Annotated in this window: 11 protein-coding genes; 6 read left to right on the plus strand and 5 right to left on the minus strand. The window is 66.0% G+C overall.

What is annotated here, in order from left to right; translation table 11 throughout:
- Positions 1-25: 25 nt before the first annotated feature.
- The 3 genes from OIN59_RS10450 to OIN59_RS10460 are packed head-to-tail and all read right to left on the minus strand — an operon-like array spanning position 26 to position 6,015.
- The gene (locus tag OIN59_RS10450; protein WP_274109973.1) at positions 26-1,489 is read right to left on the minus strand and encodes an efflux transporter outer membrane subunit; all 1,464 of its coding nucleotides are present in this window, start codon (positions 1,487-1,489) and stop codon (positions 26-28) included.
- Complete coding sequence (locus tag OIN59_RS10455; RefSeq protein ID WP_274109975.1) at positions 1,486-4,674, minus strand: efflux RND transporter permease subunit; 3,189 nt, start codon at positions 4,672-4,674, stop codon at positions 1,486-1,488. The genes OIN59_RS10450 and OIN59_RS10455 overlap by 4 nt, the downstream gene beginning before the upstream one ends.
- A gap of 18 nt (positions 4,675-4,692) precedes the next feature.
- Positions 4,693-6,015, minus strand: a complete 1,323-nt coding sequence (locus OIN59_RS10460) for an efflux RND transporter periplasmic adaptor subunit (protein ID WP_274109977.1) — start codon at positions 6,013-6,015, stop codon at positions 4,693-4,695.
- A gap of 208 nt (positions 6,016-6,223) precedes the next feature.
- Here OIN59_RS10460 and OIN59_RS10465 point away from each other — a divergent pair, with 208 nt between their 5' ends.
- From OIN59_RS10465 to OIN59_RS10485, 5 genes are all read left to right on the plus strand, one after another.
- The gene (locus OIN59_RS10465) at positions 6,224-6,757 is read left to right on the plus strand and encodes a YbaK/EbsC family protein (protein ID WP_274109979.1); all 534 of its coding nucleotides are present in this window, start codon (positions 6,224-6,226) and stop codon (positions 6,755-6,757) included.
- Complete coding sequence (locus OIN59_RS10470; protein ID WP_274109981.1) at positions 6,754-7,047, plus strand: DUF1289 domain-containing protein; 294 nt, start codon at positions 6,754-6,756, stop codon at positions 7,045-7,047. The genes OIN59_RS10465 and OIN59_RS10470 overlap by 4 nt, the downstream gene beginning before the upstream one ends.
- A complete protein-coding gene (locus tag OIN59_RS10475) occupies positions 7,044-7,697 on the plus strand; it encodes a 2-hydroxychromene-2-carboxylate isomerase (RefSeq protein WP_274109983.1) in 654 nt (217 codons plus the stop codon). The genes OIN59_RS10470 and OIN59_RS10475 overlap by 4 nt, the downstream gene beginning before the upstream one ends.
- A gap of 173 nt (positions 7,698-7,870) precedes the next feature.
- Positions 7,871-9,532 carry an MFS transporter gene (locus OIN59_RS10480; protein WP_274109985.1) on the plus strand — a complete coding sequence of 554 codons (1,662 nt, stop codon included), beginning with the start codon at positions 7,871-7,873 and terminating at the stop codon, positions 9,530-9,532.
- Between the two features lie 306 nt (positions 9,533-9,838).
- Positions 9,839-10,048: a hypothetical protein gene (locus OIN59_RS10485; protein WP_274109987.1), complete on the plus strand. Its 210-nt coding sequence runs from the start codon at positions 9,839-9,841 to the stop codon at positions 10,046-10,048.
- A 95-nt stretch (positions 10,049-10,143) separates the two neighbouring features.
- Here OIN59_RS10485 and OIN59_RS10490 read toward each other — a convergent pair whose 3' ends face one another.
- Entirely contained in the window at positions 10,144-11,262 is a 1,119-nt protein-coding gene (locus OIN59_RS10490) for an ABC transporter substrate-binding protein (RefSeq protein WP_274109989.1), read from the minus strand.
- Positions 11,263-11,472: 210 nt separating this feature from the next.
- Between OIN59_RS10490 and uvrA the strand changes: the two genes are divergently transcribed.
- Complete coding sequence (gene uvrA / locus OIN59_RS10495; protein WP_274109991.1) at positions 11,473-17,349, plus strand: excinuclease ABC subunit UvrA; 5,877 nt, start codon at positions 11,473-11,475, stop codon at positions 17,347-17,349.
- 33 nt (positions 17,350-17,382) lie between these two features.
- Here the strand turns inward: uvrA and OIN59_RS10500 are convergent, their stop codons facing one another.
- The gene (locus OIN59_RS10500) at positions 17,383-17,799 is read right to left on the minus strand and encodes a hypothetical protein (protein WP_274109993.1); all 417 of its coding nucleotides are present in this window, start codon (positions 17,797-17,799) and stop codon (positions 17,383-17,385) included.
- Positions 17,800-17,872: the final 73 nt, after the last annotated feature.

Below are 17,872 nucleotides of genomic sequence, written 5' to 3' on the forward strand. Positions count from 1 at the left end.
TCGCAGCACCTACCCTCGGGTGCTGTCAACCAGCGTCCGGGGTGCCGCCCAGCACCTTCCAGAGTGTTACGCGGTTGACCTGCTCGGCCAGGCGCAGGCCGATCAGGGTTTGCTGGGCCGCGTAGAGGCTGCGTTGCGCATCCAGCACTGTGAGGTAGTTGTCCACCCCCGCCTTGAAGCGCGCTTCCGACAGGTCAAACGCTTTCTGGGTGGAGGCCACCAGGCGCGTCTGTGCAGCGATGCGTTCGTCCCATTGCGCGCGGTCGGCCAGCACATCGGCGGTCTCGCGGAACGCGGTCTGCACGGCCTTTTCGTACTGGGCTACCGCGATGCGCTGGTTGGCCTCGGCCACCTGCACATTGGCGCGATTGCGGCCGGCGTCGAAGATGGGCAGCCTGACCAGCGGCACAAAGCTCCAGGTGCCGCTGCCCGCGCCAAACAAACCGTCCAGCTCGCGGCTGCCGGTACCCAGGTTGGCTGTGAGGCTGATGGTGGGGAACAAGGCAGCACGGGCTGCGCCGATGTTCGCCTCGGTGGCGCGCAGGGCGTTTTCGGCGGCATGCACATCGGGCCTAGAAAGCAATACGTTGGATGCCAGCGGCACGGGCACGGCTTGCAGGGCCGCAGGGGCCTGTGCCTCTGCGCGCAGCGTGCTGGCGTTGGGCCAGAGGGCGGCGGGCACCGGGCCTCCCACCAGCAATTGCAAGGAGTTGCGGTCGCGCTCTACCTGTGCCTGATAGGTCGCCACATCGCCGCGCGCAGAGTCCACCGTGGTCTGCGCCTGGGCCAGCACCAGGCCCGAGGTGGAGCCGATGGCGTGGATGCGTTCGGTCAGCGCATAGGCCTTTTCGCGGCTGGCCAGGGTGTCGCGCGCCAGTTGCAGCCGGGCTTCATCGGCGGCCAGCGTGAGCCAGGCGTTGGCCACATCGGCAATCAGGCCCGTCTGGATGTTGCGCTGGTTCTGCTGACTCTGCAGAAACTGCTGCAGCGCAGCCTCGTTGAGGTTGCGCACGCGGCCCCAGAAGTCGATCTCGTAACTGGCAAACCCCAGTTGGGCCGTGTACTGCGTGGCCACCTGCGCAGGGGCTGTGGCGCTGCTCATGCCAGCGGCGGTGCGCGCGCGGCTGGCTTGCGCCTGCGCCGTGACGCTGGGCAACAGGTCGGCGCGGGTGATGCCGTACTGGGCGCGGGCCCGTTCGATGGCCTCGACGGCCACGCGCAGGTCGCGGTTGTTCGACAGCGCGAGGGCAATGACATCGCGCAGCGACTGTGTCTGGACCCAGCCCAGCGCCGCTGCCGCCTGCCGGCTGGCGTCGCTGGCCAGGGTGGGCTGTCCGCTGGTCGTGCCGACGGTGTCAGGCACCGGCAGGGCGGGTGTCTGGTGCGTGGGGGCCAGGTTGCAGCCCGCGAGCAGCGCGGCGGTTGCCAGGGCTACGGCGATGGCAGAGGACCGGCGCTGGTGGCCCTGCGGCAAGGGTGGGCGCTTCATGCTGCGCGCTCCTGAGTGGGGTGTGGTGTGTCGGTGGCAGGGGTTGGCGCCGCGTCGTCCTCGCTGCGTGATCGGCTCTTGAACCAGCGGCGGATGAGCAGGAAGAACACCGGCACCAGGAAGATGCCCAGCACCGTGGAGGCCAGCATGCCGCCCAGCACGGCGGTGCCAATGGCCACCCGCCCCCCTGCGCCCGCGCCGGTGCCGATGGCCAGCGGGATCACCCCGAAGCCGAACGCGAGGGAGGTCATCAGGATGGGCCGTAGCCGCAGGCGCACGGCGGCGACGATGGCGTCGAACAGGTTCTTGCCCTGCTCCTGCAGCTGCACCGCAAACTCGACGATCAGGATCGCGTTTTTCGACGCCAGACCCACCGTGGTCAGCAGCCCCACCTGAAAGTACACATCGTTGGTCAGGCCCCGCGTGTAGGTGGCCGCCAGAGCGCCCACCACACCCAGCGGCACGGCGAGGATCACCGACAGCGGCACGGTCCAGCTTTCGTACAGGGCCGCGAGGCACAAGAACACGAACAGGATCGAGATCGCATACAGCATGGGGGCCTGGGCACCGGACTGGCGTTCCTGCAGCGAGGCGCCCGTCCATTCGTAGCCAATGCCTGGGGGCAGCGTGCGCAGGATGTCTTCCACGATCTTCATGGCCGCGCCGGAGCTCACGCCCGGTGCTGCGCGGCCTTCCAGTTCATACGCCGGGTTGCCGTTGTAGCGCATCAGCTGGGGCGAGCCGTAGGCCCAGTAGCTGGTCGAGAACGCGCCGAACGGCACCATCTCGCCCTTGCTGTTGCGCACACTCCAGCGGGCCACATCCTGCGGCAGCATGCGCGCAGGGGCGTCGCCCTGGACGTACACGCGCTTGACCCGCTCGTTGTTCAGAAAGTCGTTCACGTAGGTGCCGCCAATGGCGCTGGACAGCACGCTGTTGATGTCGCTGTAGGAGAGCCCGAGCGCGGCCGCCTTGCGGTCGTCGATCTCCAGGCGCAACTCGCTGGCGTCCTCCAGGTTGGTCATGCGCAGGTTGGTCAACTCGGGCCGTTTGCGTGCTTCGGTCAGGAAGGTGTTGGTGGCCGCCAGCAGCGCTTGGTGGCCCAGGCCGTTCATGTCCTTGACCACAAAGTTGAAGCCCGAGCTGGAGCCCAGGCCCCGCACCGCAGGGGGCATGACAACCAGCACCCGCGCATCGCGGATGGATGCCAGGTCGCGCGTGGCCTTGTGGGCGATCTGCGCGGCCGCCTGGTTGGCCAGGGGGCGGTCTCCCCAGGGCTTCAGGCGCACAAAGCCGCGCGCCGAAGCCTGGTCGCCGTTGATGCCCGAGACCTGGTAGAAGCTCAGCACATCGGGCTGCTCAGAGAAGTAGTCGCGTACCTGGTCCAGCACGCTCTGCAGCCGCGCGTCGGCGGCGCCCGAGGGCAGGTTCACGTTCACATACAGGAAGCCCTGGTCCTCGTCGGGCAGGAACGATGTGGGCAGGCGCGCCATGAGCAGCCACACCACGCCACACACCGCCAGAAAGATCAGCACCATGCGCTTGGTGCGGCGCAGTGTGTAGGCCACCGTGCCCTGGTAGCGTGCCGAAGTAGCGTCGAAGTGGTGGTTGAACCAGCGGAAGAACCGGTCGTTCAGGCCCAGCAGGCCGCGCCGGATCGGCCGGTCATGCCCGGCCGATCCGGCTGCGGGCTTGAGCAGCGTGGCGCACAGCGCCGGGGTGAGGGTCAGCGCCACAAATACCGACAAGGCCATGGCCGCGACGATGGTGATGGAGAACTGCCGGTAGATCACGCCGGTGGAGCCGCCAAAGAACGCCATGGGCACAAACACCGCCGACAGCGTGACCCCGATGCCCACCAGGGCGGGCGTGATCTCGCGCATGGACTGGCGGGTAGCCTCCTTGGCCGATTGTCCGGTCTCGTGCATCACCCGCTCGACGTTTTCGACCACCACGATCGCATCGTCCACCAGCAGGCCGATGGCCAGCACCATGGCAAACATGGTCAGTGTGTTGATCGAGTAACCCGCCAGCGACAGCACGCCAAAGGTGCCCAGCAGCACCACCGGCACCGCGATGGCGGGGATCAGGGTGGCGCGGAAGTTCTGCAAAAACACGAACATCACGACCACCACCAGGAGCATGGCCTCGCCCAGTGCGCTGACCACTTCCTTGATCGAAGCGCGCACGAAGGGCGTGGAGTCCGAGCTCACGAAGTAGTCGATCTGGTTGGGGAAGTAGGGCTTGAGCTCGGCCAGCTTGGCGGCAATGGCGTCGGCCACCTGCATGGCGTTGGCGCCGTCGGCCAGCACAATGCCCATGCCTGCACCGGGCATGCCGTTGAGCTTGGCCTTCACGGTCAGGTTCTCTGCGCCCAGCTCCACGCGGGCCACGTCCTTGATGGTGACCACCGACCCGTCGAGCGCCGACTTGAGCACGATGGCCTTGAACTGCTCCACCGTCTTGAGCTTGGTGCGGGCGGTGATGGTGGCGTTGAGCTGCTGGTCGGCCACTGCGGGCAGGGCGCCCAGCTGGCCCGCAGACACCTGGGCGTTCTGGGCATTGAGCGCATTGACCAGGTCCGACGGCATCAGCGCGTACTTCTCCATCTTGGCCGGGTCCATCCAGATGCGCATGGCGTAGTTGGTGCCGAACACCGTGACGTCACCGACGCCATCGATGCGGCCGATCACGTCCACCAGGCTGCTGGTCAGAAAGTCGCCGATATCCACGGCGCTCATCGACGGGTCTTTGGCGAAGAAGCTGTAGGTGACCAGAAAGTCCTGCCCGCCCTTGTTCACGAACACGCCCCGGCTCTTGACGGCATCGGGCAGTCGGTTGGTGGCGGCCTGCAGCTTGTTTTGCACCTGCACCTGCGCCACGTCGATGTTGGTGCCGGGCGCGAAGGTGAGCGTGGTACGCGAGCGGCCCGAGGCATCCGAGGTCGAGCTCATGTAGAGCATGTTGTCGATGCCCTTGAGCTGCTGCTCGATGATCTGCGTGACCGAGTTCTCCACCGTCTCTGCCGAGGCGCCGGTGTATTGCGAGCCGATGGTCACGCGCGGCGGAGCGATGTCGGGGTATTGCTCCAGCGGCAGCGTGACGATGGACAGCGCACCGCCCAGCATGATGATGATGGCGATGACCCAGGCAAAGATGGGCCGGTTGATGAAGAACTGAGCCATGTGCTGCGTCCCTCGTGCTCAGCGGGAGGCCGCTGGGGCGGGGGACGAAGCGGGCGCAGCCCCAGCAGAGGGCGGCGCGTCGGCGCCTGCTGCTCCCTTGCGGCCCTTGGCGGGGGCTTTGGGGTCCACTTCCACCGCGCGCACCTTGTCGCCGGGTTTGACGCGCTGGAACCCTTCGGTCACCACACGTTCGCCCGCCGCCAGCCCGCCCTGCAGCAGCCACTGGTTGCCCACCGCACGGTCGATGCTGATCGGGCGCTTTTCCACCACATCGCCGTCTTTGACCACCAGCACGCTGGGCTTGCCGGTGAGGTCGCGTGTCACGGCCTGCTGGGGCACCAGCAGGGCCTCTGGCGCCAGGCCGGTGGGCAGCAGTGCCTGCACGTACATGCCGGGCATCAGCGTGCCCTTGGGGTTGGGCACCACGGCGCGCAGCGTGACGGTGCCGGTGGTGGCGTTGACGATCACGCCCGCAAACTGCAGCTGGCCGCGCTGCGGGTACTCGGTGCCGTCGTCCAGGCGGATGCGCACCGGGATCTTGTCGCCCTCGACCTTCTGGAAGCGGCCTGCGTCCCAGTCCCGCTGCAACTGCATCAGCTCGGTCGTGGACTGGGTGAAGTCCACGTACATCGGGTCGAGCTGGACGATGGAGGTCAGCGCATCGGCCTGGTTGGCCGTGACCAGTGCCCCCGGGGTGACGTTGGACAGGCTGATGCGCCCGCTGATCGGGGCCTCGATGCGGCTGTACTTGAGGTTGATGCGTGCCGTAGTCAGGTTGGCCTGCGCCACGGCCACGTCGGACCGTGTCTGGGCGGCGGCGGCTTGGCTTTCTTCAAAGGCCTGCCGACTGATGGCGTCGATCTTCACCAGTTCGGCATTGCGCTTGGCCGTGGCTTCCTGGGTGCGCGCGGTGGCCTCTGCCTTGGCGAGCGCCGCTTGCGCACTGGCCTCGGTGGCCCGCAGCGAGGCGTCGTCGATCTGGTACAGCGGCTGGCCCTGGCGCACCAGTGCGCCCTCTGTGAACAGGCGCTTTTGCAGGATGCCCGACACCTGGGGCCGCACCTCGGCCGTGAGCGAGGCGCGGGTGCGGCCGGGCAGGGTGGCTTCGAGTTGCTGGCTTTGCTGCTTGAGCGTGACCACGCCCACTTCGGGGGCGGCCTTGGCTGGCGCGGGCGCTTCGCTCGGTTTGCTGCAGCCCGTCAGGGCGCCGGCGATCAGCAGCAGTCCCAGCAATGCTCCCCGGTACGGTTGTGCCCCGAAGGCGGCGCGGCCTGGGGCTGTGTCGGAAGGGGAGGGCGCGGGCAGGCTCGGGCGCAGCAGGGACAACACGGCATCGTTCATGGGTGTGGGAGCGGTGGGGTTGGGAGGGCTCGGCGCATTGTGGGGCGTGCACATTTCCTGTTTGTAAAGTGGCCTGATTTGGCCTGGGTGCCGGAGCGCCGTGCAGGGGCATGCCAGCCCCCGCACGGCGGTGGCCCCAACGCGCGGCAAAATGGAGGGAGACCCGACCGAAACATGTCCCCCGTGGACCCGCTGGAGACCAACGCGCATGTGTGGAGCTGAACTGAAGAACCTGCCCGAGGGCGTACAGCGTGTGGCTGCCGAGCTGCAGCGGCGCGGCCATCCGCACCTGCCGCAGATGCTGGACGATGCCGCGCGCACCGCGCAGCAGGCCGCCGATGCGCTGGGCATCCTGGTGGGGCAGGTGGCCAAGAGCATCATCTTCCGGCGCAAGAGCGACGATGTGGCGGTGCTGGTGGTCACATCGGGCGACCGCCGCGTGGACGAAAAAAAGGTGGAAGCCCATGTGGGCGGCAAGATCGGCCGGGCTGATGCCGAATTTGTGAAGTCGCGCACCGGTTTTTCGATTGGTGGCGTGTCGCCCGTGGCGCATGCCACGCCGCCGGTCACGCTCATCGACCAGGACCTGCTGCGCTTTGAGGTGGTGTGGGCCGCAGCAGGCCACCCACACGGCGTGTTCCCCCTGCACCCCAGCGACCTGCAGCGCCTGACGGGCGCACCTGTGGTGGACGTGGTGCAAGTGCCTGCCGCCGATGCTTCTGCGCCCCAGGCTGCCGCATGAATGCTATTGATTTGCTAGCTGCTCGGGCAATAGAGACTAGCGCTACCGGCCAATTTGACCCCAAAAGTACGGAGCCTGTGCCCTCGCCCTGCATTTCGGTGTGCCGCATGACGCCCGACCGCAGCCACTGCGAAGGCTGCTTTCGCACGCTGGATGAAATCCGCGCCTGGTCACGTGCCGACGCCCCGCAGCGGCGTGCCATCTGGGCGCAGCTGTTGCAACGCGCGGGCATTGCGCTGCCCACGCAGGGCGTGCAGGACCTGCCGAACCTGCAGGAGGCCGAGACATGAAGCGCATCACGTTCTACCTGGACTTTGTTTCGCCCTACGCCTGGCTGGCGTTTGAGCGCCTGCCCGAGGTGCTGGAGGGGCTGAGCTACAGCGTGGCCTACCAGCCCGTGCTGCTGGGCGCCTTGCTGCAGCAGCACGGTAACCCCGGCCCTGCGGGCATTGCCCCCAAGCGCGACTGGACCTACCGCCACGTGACCTGGCTGGGCCATGCGCAAGGCACGCCGCTGCAGATGCCTGCGCGCCACCCGTTCAACCCGCTGCCCCTGCTGCGTCAGGCCCTGGCCTGCAGCGACGACGGCAGCATCAACCGCTACGTGGCGGGCACGGTGCTGCGCCATGTGTGGCAGGGCGGCGGCGACGCGCTGGACCCCACGCGCCTGGCTGCGCTGGCCGAGGCATTGGCGGAGCAGGCGCGCCCCGGGCAGGACGTGAACAGCGACGGCCCCAAGGCTTTGCTGCGCGCCAACACGGAAGCCGCGCAAGCTGCCGGTGTGTTTGGTGTGCCTGCGTTCGGGGTGGATGGCAAGTTGTTCTGGGGGCTCGATGGCCTGCCCATGCTGCGTGCCTACTTGGACGGCGATGCCTGGTTCGACGGCCCGGCCTGGGATGCTGTCAGCCAGCTCCCATCGGGTTTACCCGGCAAGCCTTGAGCAATTTCCGGATGCTGAAAGGGGTGTTGCGGGTTTCACCTTAAGTTGTCAGAGAGCGGTCAGTTTGGTGAAAGCTCTTGTTGGTTTCGTGTCAGAGGGTGGTCAGTGCCATCTCCAAGAATGCGTACAGCCCGCCGCAGTGCGGTCTGTAACACCAATAGGAGACACACACCATGGCAACTGTTCATCCCGCACCGCGGCCGATGTCGCCCGAGGAGAGGAAGGTCATCTTCGCCTCGTCGCTCGGCACCGTTTTCGAGTGGTACGACTTTTACCTGTACGGCTCGCTCGCAGCCATCATCGCCAAGCAGTTCTTCAGCGGTCTGGATGCCGGCTCGGCCTTCATCTTCGCGCTGCTGGCGTTTGCGGCGGGCTTCATTGTTCGTCCCTTCGGCGCCATCTTCTTCGGCCGCCTGGGCGACATGATCGGCCGCAAGTACACGTTCCTGGTGACCATCCTGATCATGGGCCTGTCCACGTTCATCGTGGGCATCTTGCCGGCCTATGCCTCCATTGGTGTGGCCGCTCCCGTCATCCTGATTGCCCTGCGTTTGCTGCAAGGCCTGGCACTGGGCGGTGAATACGGCGGCGCAGCCACCTATGTGGCCGAGCATGCTCCGCATGGCAAGCGTGGCGCCTATACCGCCTGGATCCAGACCACCGCCACGCTGGGCCTGTTCCTGTCGCTGATGGTGATTCTGGGCACCCGCACCGCGCTGGGCGAAGAAGCCTTTGCCGACTGGGGCTGGCGTGTTCCGTTCATCGTGTCGATCCTGCTCTTGGCCGTCTCGGTCTGGATCCGCCTGTCGATGAATGAATCGCCTGCCTTCCAGAAGATGAAGGCTGAGGGCAAGACCTCCAAGGCCCCGCTGACCGAGTCCTTCGGCCAGTGGAAGAACCTGAAGATCGTGATCCTGGCGCTGGTGGGCCTGACCGCCGGCCAGGCCGTGGTGTGGTACTCGGGCCAGTTCTATGCGCTGTTCTTCCTGACACAAGCCCTGAAGGTCGATGGCGCTACCGCCAACATCTTTGTGGCCGTGTCGCTGCTGATTGGCACGCCGTTCTTCATCGTGTTCGGCGCTCTGTCAGACAAGATCGGCCGCAAGCCCATCATCCTGGCAGGCTGCCTGCTGGCCGCGTTGACGTACTTCCCCGTGTTCGGTGCACTGACCAAGGCGGCCAACCCCGCCCTGGCTGAAGCCCAGGCCAAGAACCAGGTGATCGTGACGGCAGACCCCAAGGAATGCTCGTTCCAGTTCAACCCCACCGGCACTTCCAAGTTCACCAGCTCGTGCGACATCGCCAAGCAGGTGCTGGCTGGCGCTTCGGTGAGCTACGAGAACGCCGTGGGCGCCGCTGGTACCCCCGCCGCCATCAAGATCGGTGAAACCGTCATCGCCTCGTACACCAGCAAGGGCTTGCCCGCTGACGAAGCCAAAAAGAAGGATGGCGAGTTCAAGAAGGCTGTGGCCGATGCGCTGAAGGCAGCGGGCTACCCCACCAAGGCAGACCCTGCCCGCATCGACAAGGTGATGGTCACCATCATCCTGACCTACCTGGTGCTGCTGGTGACCATGGTGTACGGCCCCATCGCCGCCATGCTGGTGGAAATGTTCCCCACCCGCATCCGCTACACGTCCATGTCCCTGCCGTACCACATCGGTAACGGCTGGTTCGGCGGCCTGCTGCCCACCACGGCATTTGCCATCGTGGCCCAGACCGGCAACATGTACAACGGCCTGTGGTACCCCATCATCATTGCCGGTGCCACGGTGGTGATCGGTGGCCTGTTCATCAAGGAAACCAAGGACGTGGACATCTACGCCAACGACTGATCGTTACTGACCGGTGTACAGGGCCCGCCCCGCAAGGGTCGGGCCCTGTGTTCCATCAAGGGGCTTGTGCCGCGCACCAGTACAACCCACAACCCTGGGGATGCTGTGCATGATTCGAGCGGTAAGTGTGCGCTGCGGATCGGGATGGGCTGCAAGGCGCAAAACGCAGTAATAGCCGTAGCTATTGCGAGGTTTTGCAACGCGGCAGACCGCCCGAGCCCGCAGATGCATACGGCGCGACGAATCGTGCACAGCATCCCTGGCCAGGCCCCTTGATTGAACAAACCCATCCCAGGAGATATTGATATGTGGAAGATTGTTGTTGGCTTCGTCTTGTTTGCTGCCGTGTCGATGTACGTGATCATCACGGCGGGTGACAAGGCCGACATGGGCGGTGAAAAGCACGGTGCCGATGCCGTGCATACCCCCGAGGCACCCGCCAGCGCAGCAGCACCTGCGGCTGCCACCGCGCCCGCGCCAGCCGCTGCCCCCGCATCGGCTGCCAGCGCGCAATAAGCTCGCTGCCCGGTATAACAAAGACAAAGGCCCTGCCAGCAATTGCTGGCAGGGCCTTTTTTGTGGTGTCGCCAGGAGTGCCTGGCGCAGCATCCTCAGCGTTTGAAGCGCCCGTCCGTGCCGATGATGGACAGGTCGGCAAAATCCAGCCCGCTGTGGTCCTCGGGACTGAAATTCACTTCCAGCCCGCCCAGATCCAGCTTCTTGATGCTCTCCAGTGCGGCATGGATCTTCTCGCGGGTCGGCTTGGGGCCTGCGCGCTTGAGCCCTTCCACCAGCACCTTGGCGGCGGCAAACCCTTCCAGCATGGCGGGGCTGATTTCGGTGAGCCCCTTGGCCTTGGCCAGTTCCTGGGCTTCTTTCACCATCGGGTAGGTCACGGCGCGTTCGTTGGGGAACACCTGGGTGACGATCACGCCCCGCGCATTGGCCCCCAGGCTCTTGATGAAGCCGCTGGATGCGTTGTTGGACAGCGTCACGATCTGTGCTGCCGAGCCCGCCGTGCGGAATGCGCTAGCGGCATCCACTACCGCTGATCCCGAGGCCACCATCAGCACTGCTTGCGTATCGGCCTTGGCCACCTTGGCTGCGATGGGGGCGAAATCGGGCTTGGCACGGTTGAATTTTTCGGTCACCACGGCTGTCAATTTGGTGGCCGCCAGCCCCTTCTGCGCGCCCTGGATGCCGTCGGCGCCGAAACTGTCGTCTGCATACACCAGCGCCACGCGGGTGATGCCCATGGAGGCCAGGTGGGTGATCGCCTTTTCGGCCTCGCGCTGGTAGGTGGCTCGCACATTGAACACGTATTTGCGCACCGGCTGGTGCAGCACCATGGCCCCGGTGGAGGGCGCCACCAGCGCCACGCCATGTTTGTCCAGCAGCGGCAGGATGGCCTCGGTGTGGGGCGTGCCCCGGTTGAGGAACAGGGCCGAGACGTTCTTGTCTTCGATCAGCGTGCGTGCGTTCTCCGCCGCCAGCTTGGGGTCGAACTTGTCATCCAGGGAGATCAGTTCGATCTTCTGGCCATTGACACCGCCCTTGGCATTGACGGCGTCGATGTACAGCAGCGCTCCGTCCGTGGTCTCCTTCACCCCGGCGGCCACCTGACCGCTGAAACCTGCCGTCTGGCCGATCAGGACCTGTGCATGGCAGGCCGCACTGGCAGCAAGCGCCAGGACAACGCCAGCCGCTCGCAGTTGCCATTGTTTTGTCATGGCGGTCTCCTCTTGTTGTATGTGGAGGCCGCAGTCTAAACCGATGTTTTGGGCCAGAACATCGGCTTTTTCCCTGCAACTGACCCATTGCCCTTGCTTTGTTCACGGTCAAAAGCACCGCAGCGCGCCCCGGGGGTAATCGGCGCGCGCAGGCGCAAACGCCAGGTGCGTCCCTAGAATGTCCCGCCTCACACCCGAAAGACTGCTTCCATGACCCAGGGACTGATCCGTATCCGCGGCGCACGCCAGCACAACCTCAAGAACCTGGATCTGGACATCCGCACCGGCGAACTCACGGTGGTCACGGGGCCCAGCGGCTCGGGTAAATCGAGCCTGGTGTTCGACACGCTCTATGCCGAAGGCCAGCGCCGCTATGTGGAAACTTTCAGCGCCTACGCGCGCCAGTTTCTCGACCGCATGGACAAGCCCGCCGTGGACAAGGTCGAGGGTGTGCCCCCCGCCATTGCCATCGACCAGACCAACCCCGTGCGCTCCAGCCGGTCCACCGTCGGCACGATGACGGAGCTGAACGACCACCTGAAGCTGTTGTTTGCGCGCGCAGGCCAGTTGTTCGACAAGCAGACGGCGCAGCCGGTGCGGCATGACTCGCCCGAGACCATCTACGCCGAGTTGCAGCAGCGCAGTGCTGCCGCTGGAGATCCGCGCATCGTCCTGACATTCCCCGTGGAGTTGCCTGCGAACACCAGCGCTGAGCAGGTCGAACAATGGCTGTCCGCCAGCGGCTTCACCAAGGTGCAGGCCGAGCGCGAAGTGGCCACGCCCACCGGCCCGCGCAAGGTGCTGGATGTGGTGGCCGACCGCTTCCGCTTGGGCAATGCCGAGAAGGTGCGCGTGATCGAGGCCATTGAGGTGGCCCTGAAGCGCGGAACGGGGCGGCTGAATGTCTATCGTCTCGTTGACGAAGGTGAAGCCGAACTCTGGCGCTTCTCCACCGGCCTGCACTGCCCCGACAGCGACCTGCGCTACAGCGACCCCATTCCGTCCGCCTTCTCGTTCAACTCCGCCGTGGGCGCGTGCGATAGCTGTCGGGGCTTTGGCCGCGTGATCGGCGTCGACTACGGCCTGGTTATCCCCAACGACAAGCTCACGCTGCGCGCGGGTGCCATCAAGACCATCCAGACCCCCGCGTGGAAGGAGGCGCAGGACGACCTCATGCGCCACGCCGAGACGGCGGGCATCCCGCGCGACACGCCCTGGAACAAGCTCACCGACGACCAGAAGAAATGGGTGATCGGTGGTGCACCCGGCTACAAGGACGGGCAGTGGAGCAAGCAGTGGTACGGCATCAAGCGCTTCTTCGAGTACCTGGAAAGCAAGGCCTACAAGATGCACATCCGCGTGCTCTTGTCCAAGTACCGCAGCTACACGCCATGCCCCACCTGCGCGGGTGCGCGGCTCAAGACCGAAAGCCTGCTCTGGCGCATTGGCCGCAAGGAAGACGCCGACGCGGTGCTGGAGCCCGGCAAACGTTTCCTGCCCGAGGGGGTGCAGTGGTCGCGTGAGCAACTCGAAGCGCTGCCCGGCCTGTGTCTGCACGACCTGATGCTGCTGCCCATCGACCGCCTGCGCCAGTTCTTCGCGCGCATGCAACTGCCGGTGGGTGACGACGCCAAGGGCGGTGACGCTCAGGCGCTCAAGCTGTTGCACGAAGAAATCACCACGCGCCTCAAATACCTGTGCGACGTGGGCATTGGCTACCTCACGCTCGACCGGCAAAGCCGCACGCTGAGTGGCGGCGAGGTGCAGCGCATCAACCTCACCACCGCCCTGGGCACCAGCCTCGTCAACACCCTGTTTGTGCTCGACGAGCCCAGCATCGGTCTGCACCCGCGCGACATGCACCGCATCACCGAGGCCATGCTGCGCCTGCGCGATGCGGGCAACACCCTGGTGGTGGTGGAGCACGACCCGGCCGTGATGCTCGCGGCCGACCGCATGATCGACATGGGCCCCGGCCCCGGACGCCTGGGCGGGCAGATCGTTTTTGACGGCACCACGGCGGATTTGCGCAACGCCGACACGCTGACCGGCGCCTACCTGGGCGGGCGCAAGCACGTGGGTTTTGGCTTCAAGCGCATGGTCACCGAATCCACGCCGCGCCTCATCCTCGAAGGCGCGCGTGAGCACAACCTGCAGAACGTGTCGGTCGAGTTCCCGCTGCAGCGCCTGGTCACCGTGACCGGCGTCAGTGGCTCGGGCAAGTCGAGCCTGATCCAGGACGTTTTGGCCCCCGCGCTGCTGCGCCACTTTGGCAAGGCCACCGACACGCCGGGCGTGCACGACCGCATGCTGGGCGTCGACCATCTGTCGGATGTCGTGTTTGTCGATCAATCCCCTATCGGAAAAACCGCCCGCTCCAACCCCGTGAGCTACGTGGGTGCGTGGGACAGCATCCGCGAGCTGTACGCCGTGGCGCCGCTGTCCAAACAGCGCAGCTACACCGCCAGCAAGTTCAGCTTCAACAGTGGCGACGGGCGTTGCCCGACCTGCGGCGGCTCAGGCTTTGAGCATGTGGAGATGCAGTTCCTGTCGGACGTGTACCTGCGCTGCCCCGACTGCGATGGCAAGCGCTACCGGCCCGAGATTCTGGAGATCACCATCGAACGCGGTGGCTGCTCGCTCAATGTGGCCGACGTGCTCGCCCTCACGGTGGCCGAGGCAGCAGACCTGTTTGCCAATGACCGCGATGTGATCCGCGCACTGCAGCCCATCGTGGACGTGGGGCTCGAATACGTGGCGCTGGGCCAGCCCGTGCCCACGCTCAGCGGCGGCGAGGCGCAGCGCCTCAAGCTCGCAGGCTTTCTGGCCGAGGCTGCACGCGCACAAAGCAAATCGCGCCAGTCGGTAGCCCGCAAAGGCACGCTGTTTTTGTTCGACGAGCCCACCACCGGCCTGCACTTTGACGACATCGCCAAGCTCATGCGCGCGCTGCGCAAGCTCATCGATGCGGGGCACTCGCTCATCGTCATCGAGCACAACCTCGATGTGATTCGCGCCAGCGACTGGCTCATCGACCTGGGCCCCGAGGGCGGCTACGCAGGCGGGCTCATCGTGGCCGAGGGTACGCCCGAGGACGTGCGGGCCCACGCCACCTCGCACACCGGGCAGGCGCTGCGCGACTACGAACTGGCGCTGGGCGTGGGCGGCCACTCTGTGCACGAAAAAGCTGCGATGCTACGAAAATCAGAGCGCCTTGCGCTTATGGATAAAGCGCCAGCGGCCAAAAATGCCATTGAAATCGTCAACGCCAAGGAGCACAACCTCAAGAACCTGAGCGTGGACATCCCGCGCGGCAAGTTCAATGTGGTGACGGGCGTGAGCGGCTCGGGCAAGTCCACGCTGGCGTTCGATATCCTGTTCAACGAGGGCCAGCGCCGCTACCTCGAATCGCTCAACGCCTATGCGCGTTCCATCGTGCAACCGGCCGGGCGGCCCGAGGTGGATGCGGTGTACGGCATCCCACCCACCGTGGCCATCGAGCAGCGCCTGTCGCGCGGCGGGCGCAAGTCCACCGTGGGCACGACCACCGAGGTGTGGCACTTTTTGCGTCTGTTGTACGTCAAGCTCGGCACGCAGCATTGCACCAAAGACGGCGCCGCCGTGCAGCCGCAAACACCCGAGAGCATTGCCGCCCAGCTGCTCACGCAGTTCCGTGGCCAGCACATCGGGCTGCTTGCGCCGCTGGTGATGAACCGTAAGGGCGTGTACACCGAGTTGGCCGACTGGGCCCGCCCGCGTGGCTACACGCACCTGCGCGTGGACGGAAACTTTTTGCCCACCACCAATTTCCCGCGCATCGACCGCTTCAAGGAACACACCATCGAGCTGCCCGTGGCCAGCCTGGATGTGTCGCCCGAGAACGAGGCCGCGCTGCGTACCGCGCTGGCTGACGCGCTCACGCACGGCAAAGGCGTGGTGCATGTGCTGAGCAGCATCAGCACGCTGGCGGCAGCCATGCAAAGCGGCGCGGCCACGGCTGGCATCGGCCATCTGCAGGCCTTCTCCACCAAGCGCGCCTGCCCCGTGTGCGCCACGAGTTACGCCGAACTGGATCCGCGCCTCTTTAGCTACAACAGCAAACACGGCTGGTGCCCCGACTGCGTGGGCACGGGCGTCAAGCTCACCAAAGACCAGCGCAAGGTGTTTGACGACTCAGTGCAGGACGACAAGGAAAAAGGCCGCGAGCAAACCTTTGCCGAGCCCGAGGTGGAAGACCTGGCCGACACCGCCTGCCCCACCTGCAGCGGCACGCGCCTCAACGCCACGGCCCGGGCTGTGAAGTTTGCGGGCGTGGGCATTACCGATATCGCCGCGCTGTCGGTCACGGATGTGCGCCGCTGGGTCGAGACCCTGCGCATTGAAGGTGGCATGACCCAGCGCGAGGCCGACATCGCCCGTGACTTGGTGCCCGAGATTCAGAGCCGCCTTGAATTTTTGGAAGAAGTGGGCCTGGGCTACCTCACGCTCGACCGGGGCGCGCCCACGCTCAGCGGTGGCGAGGCCCAGCGCATCCGCCTGGCCGCGCAGCTGGGCAGCAACCTGCAGGGCGTGTGCTATGTGCTGGATGAGCCCACCATCGGCCTGCATGCGCGCGACAACCAGATTTTGCTCAACGCCCTGCACAAGCTGGGTGATAAGGGCAACACGCTGGTGGTGGTGGAGCACGACGAAGACACCATCCGCCGCGCCGACCACATCATCGACATCGGCCCCAGCGCGGGCAAACGCGGCGGGCGCCTGGTGGCGCAGGGCAGCGTGGCCGACATCACCGGCGCCGAAGATTCGCAAACCGGCCGCTACCTGCTGCACGCCATGAAGCATCCGCTGCAACTGCGCCGCAGCATGTCGGCCAGCGAGGTCAGTGCCGAAGCGACGGCCGCCTTTGCCCGGGCCGAAGCCGCAGCACCCACCGGTCGGCAAAGCGCCGCCGTCAAGAAGCGCGCCGCCCAGGCCGCAGCGCTGGCGGCCGATGCGCTGACCGAGGCCAAGGAACGTGCCGCCATGCGCTGGCTCACGGTGCACGGCGCGCAACTGCACAACCTGCAGAACGTGACGGCCACCGTGCCGCTGCACCGCCTGGTGGCGGTGACGGGCGTGAGTGGCTCGGGCAAGTCCACCCTGGCGCGCGATGTGCTGCTGGCCAACGTGCAGGCCTGGGTGCAACAGCGCAGTACCAAGGCCGGGCGTGATGCCATGGACGCGGGCAAGGCGCCGCCGCTGGTCGGGTGCACAGGCCTGTCGGGCTTCGAGAGCATCGACCGCGTGCTCGAAGTGGACCAGACGCCCATCGGCAAAACGCCACGTTCCTGCCCTGCCACTTACATCGGCTTCTGGGACACCATCCGCAAGCTGTTTGCCGAAACGTTGGAGGCCAAGGCGCGCGGCTACGCAGCCGGGCGCTTTAGCTTCAACACTGGCGAAGGCCGCTGCCCCAGTTGCGAAGGCGCGGGCGTGCGCACCATCGAGATGAGCTTCTTGCCCGATGTGAAGGTGCCCTGCGAGACCTGCCACGGCGCGCGCTTCAACCCCGAAACGCTGGCCGTGACCTGGCGCGGCAAGAGCATTGGTGACGTGTTGCAGATGGAGGTGGACGAGGCCGTGGGCTTCTTCGCCACCATGCCTAGCATTGCGCACCCGCTGCAGCTCTTGCAGGACGTGGGCCTGGGCTACCTCACGCTGGGCCAGCCGTCGCCCACGCTGTCTGGCGGTGAAGCGCAGCGCATCAAGTTGGTGACCGAGCTGACCAAGGTGCGTGACGAGGTGGGCCGCCGGGGGCAGAAGGTGCCGCACACGCTATATGTGCTGGACGAGCCCACCGTGGGCCTGCACATGGCCGACGTGGACAAGCTCATCCGCGTGCTGCACCGCCTGGTGGACGGTGGCCACAGCGTGATCGTGATCGAGCACGACCTGGATGTGATCGCCGAGGCCGATTGGATCCTGGACTTGGGGCCCGAGGGCGGTGGCGCAGGGGGCCGCATCGTGGCCGCCGCCACGCCCGAGGACGTAGTGGCGGCGGGCACGCACACCGGCAAGGCCCTCGCGCCCGTGCTGGCGCGGAACTGACCCGCGCTACCGTTCCCTCGGTTCGCCGGTGTGCTACTTCTTGCGGCTGCGCAGCACCTCGATGTTGGCGCGCTGCTCTGGTGTGAAGGACGCGAGAGCGGCGGCCCGGTCTTTCTTGTGTGCGGCAGATTCCATGGCCAGAAAGGTGCCCGCGTGGACTGCGGCGAACACCGCAGCCGCGTAGTCGGTGCTGGTGATCTTGTGCTGTGCCAGCAGCGACCGGATGCGTGGGTCGGCCTCCAGCTCGCGCGCAAGCTCCTCCACGGATTGCGCATCCACATCCTGGTCTTCGCTGTCGTGCGCGATGGCCTGTGATGCCGCCTGCACGGCCTCCATGCGGTCCAGCAGCGCGGGCGTGAGCCTGAATCGCTCCGCAGGGGCGGCAGGGGCTGCACAGAGGCTTGTGCTTGCGGCCCCCAGGACCAAGGCGCAGATGAAATGACGAAACATCGAGTTCTCCAAAAAAAATGCGGGTTGGGACTGCGGCCGGGAACGGGCCTGCCCATCAGAACCTGTTGACGAT

It is taken from the genome of Acidovorax benzenivorans (assembly GCF_028680575.1).
GTDB classification, from domain to species: Bacteria; Pseudomonadota; Gammaproteobacteria; order Burkholderiales; family Burkholderiaceae_C; genus Acidovorax; species Acidovorax benzenivorans.

Coding starts and splice junctions, on each gene's coding strand:
- OIN59_RS10460 (WP_274109977.1), bottom strand. CDS start 6,015: ATGAACGATGCCGTGTTGTCCCTGCTGCGCCCGAGCCTGCCCGCGCCC.
- OIN59_RS10470 (WP_274109981.1), top strand. CDS start 6,754: ATGAATGCTATTGATTTGCTAGCTGCTCGGGCAATAGAGACTAGCGCT.
- OIN59_RS10455 (WP_274109975.1), bottom strand. CDS start 4,674: ATGGCTCAGTTCTTCATCAACCGGCCCATCTTTGCCTGGGTCATCGCC.
- OIN59_RS10480 (WP_274109985.1), top strand. CDS start 7,871: ATGGCAACTGTTCATCCCGCACCGCGGCCGATGTCGCCCGAGGAGAGG.
- OIN59_RS10490 (WP_274109989.1), bottom strand. CDS start 11,262: ATGACAAAACAATGGCAACTGCGAGCGGCTGGCGTTGTCCTGGCGCTT.
- OIN59_RS10465 (WP_274109979.1), top strand. CDS start 6,224: ATGTGTGGAGCTGAACTGAAGAACCTGCCCGAGGGCGTACAGCGTGTG.
- OIN59_RS10450 (WP_274109973.1), bottom strand. CDS start 1,489: ATGAAGCGCCCACCCTTGCCGCAGGGCCACCAGCGCCGGTCCTCTGCC.
- OIN59_RS10475 (WP_274109983.1), top strand. CDS start 7,044: ATGAAGCGCATCACGTTCTACCTGGACTTTGTTTCGCCCTACGCCTGG.
- OIN59_RS10500 (WP_274109993.1), bottom strand. CDS start 17,799: ATGTTTCGTCATTTCATCTGCGCCTTGGTCCTGGGGGCCGCAAGCACA.
- uvrA (WP_274109991.1), top strand. CDS start 11,473: ATGACCCAGGGACTGATCCGTATCCGCGGCGCACGCCAGCACAACCTC.
- OIN59_RS10485 (WP_274109987.1), top strand. CDS start 9,839: ATGTGGAAGATTGTTGTTGGCTTCGTCTTGTTTGCTGCCGTGTCGATG.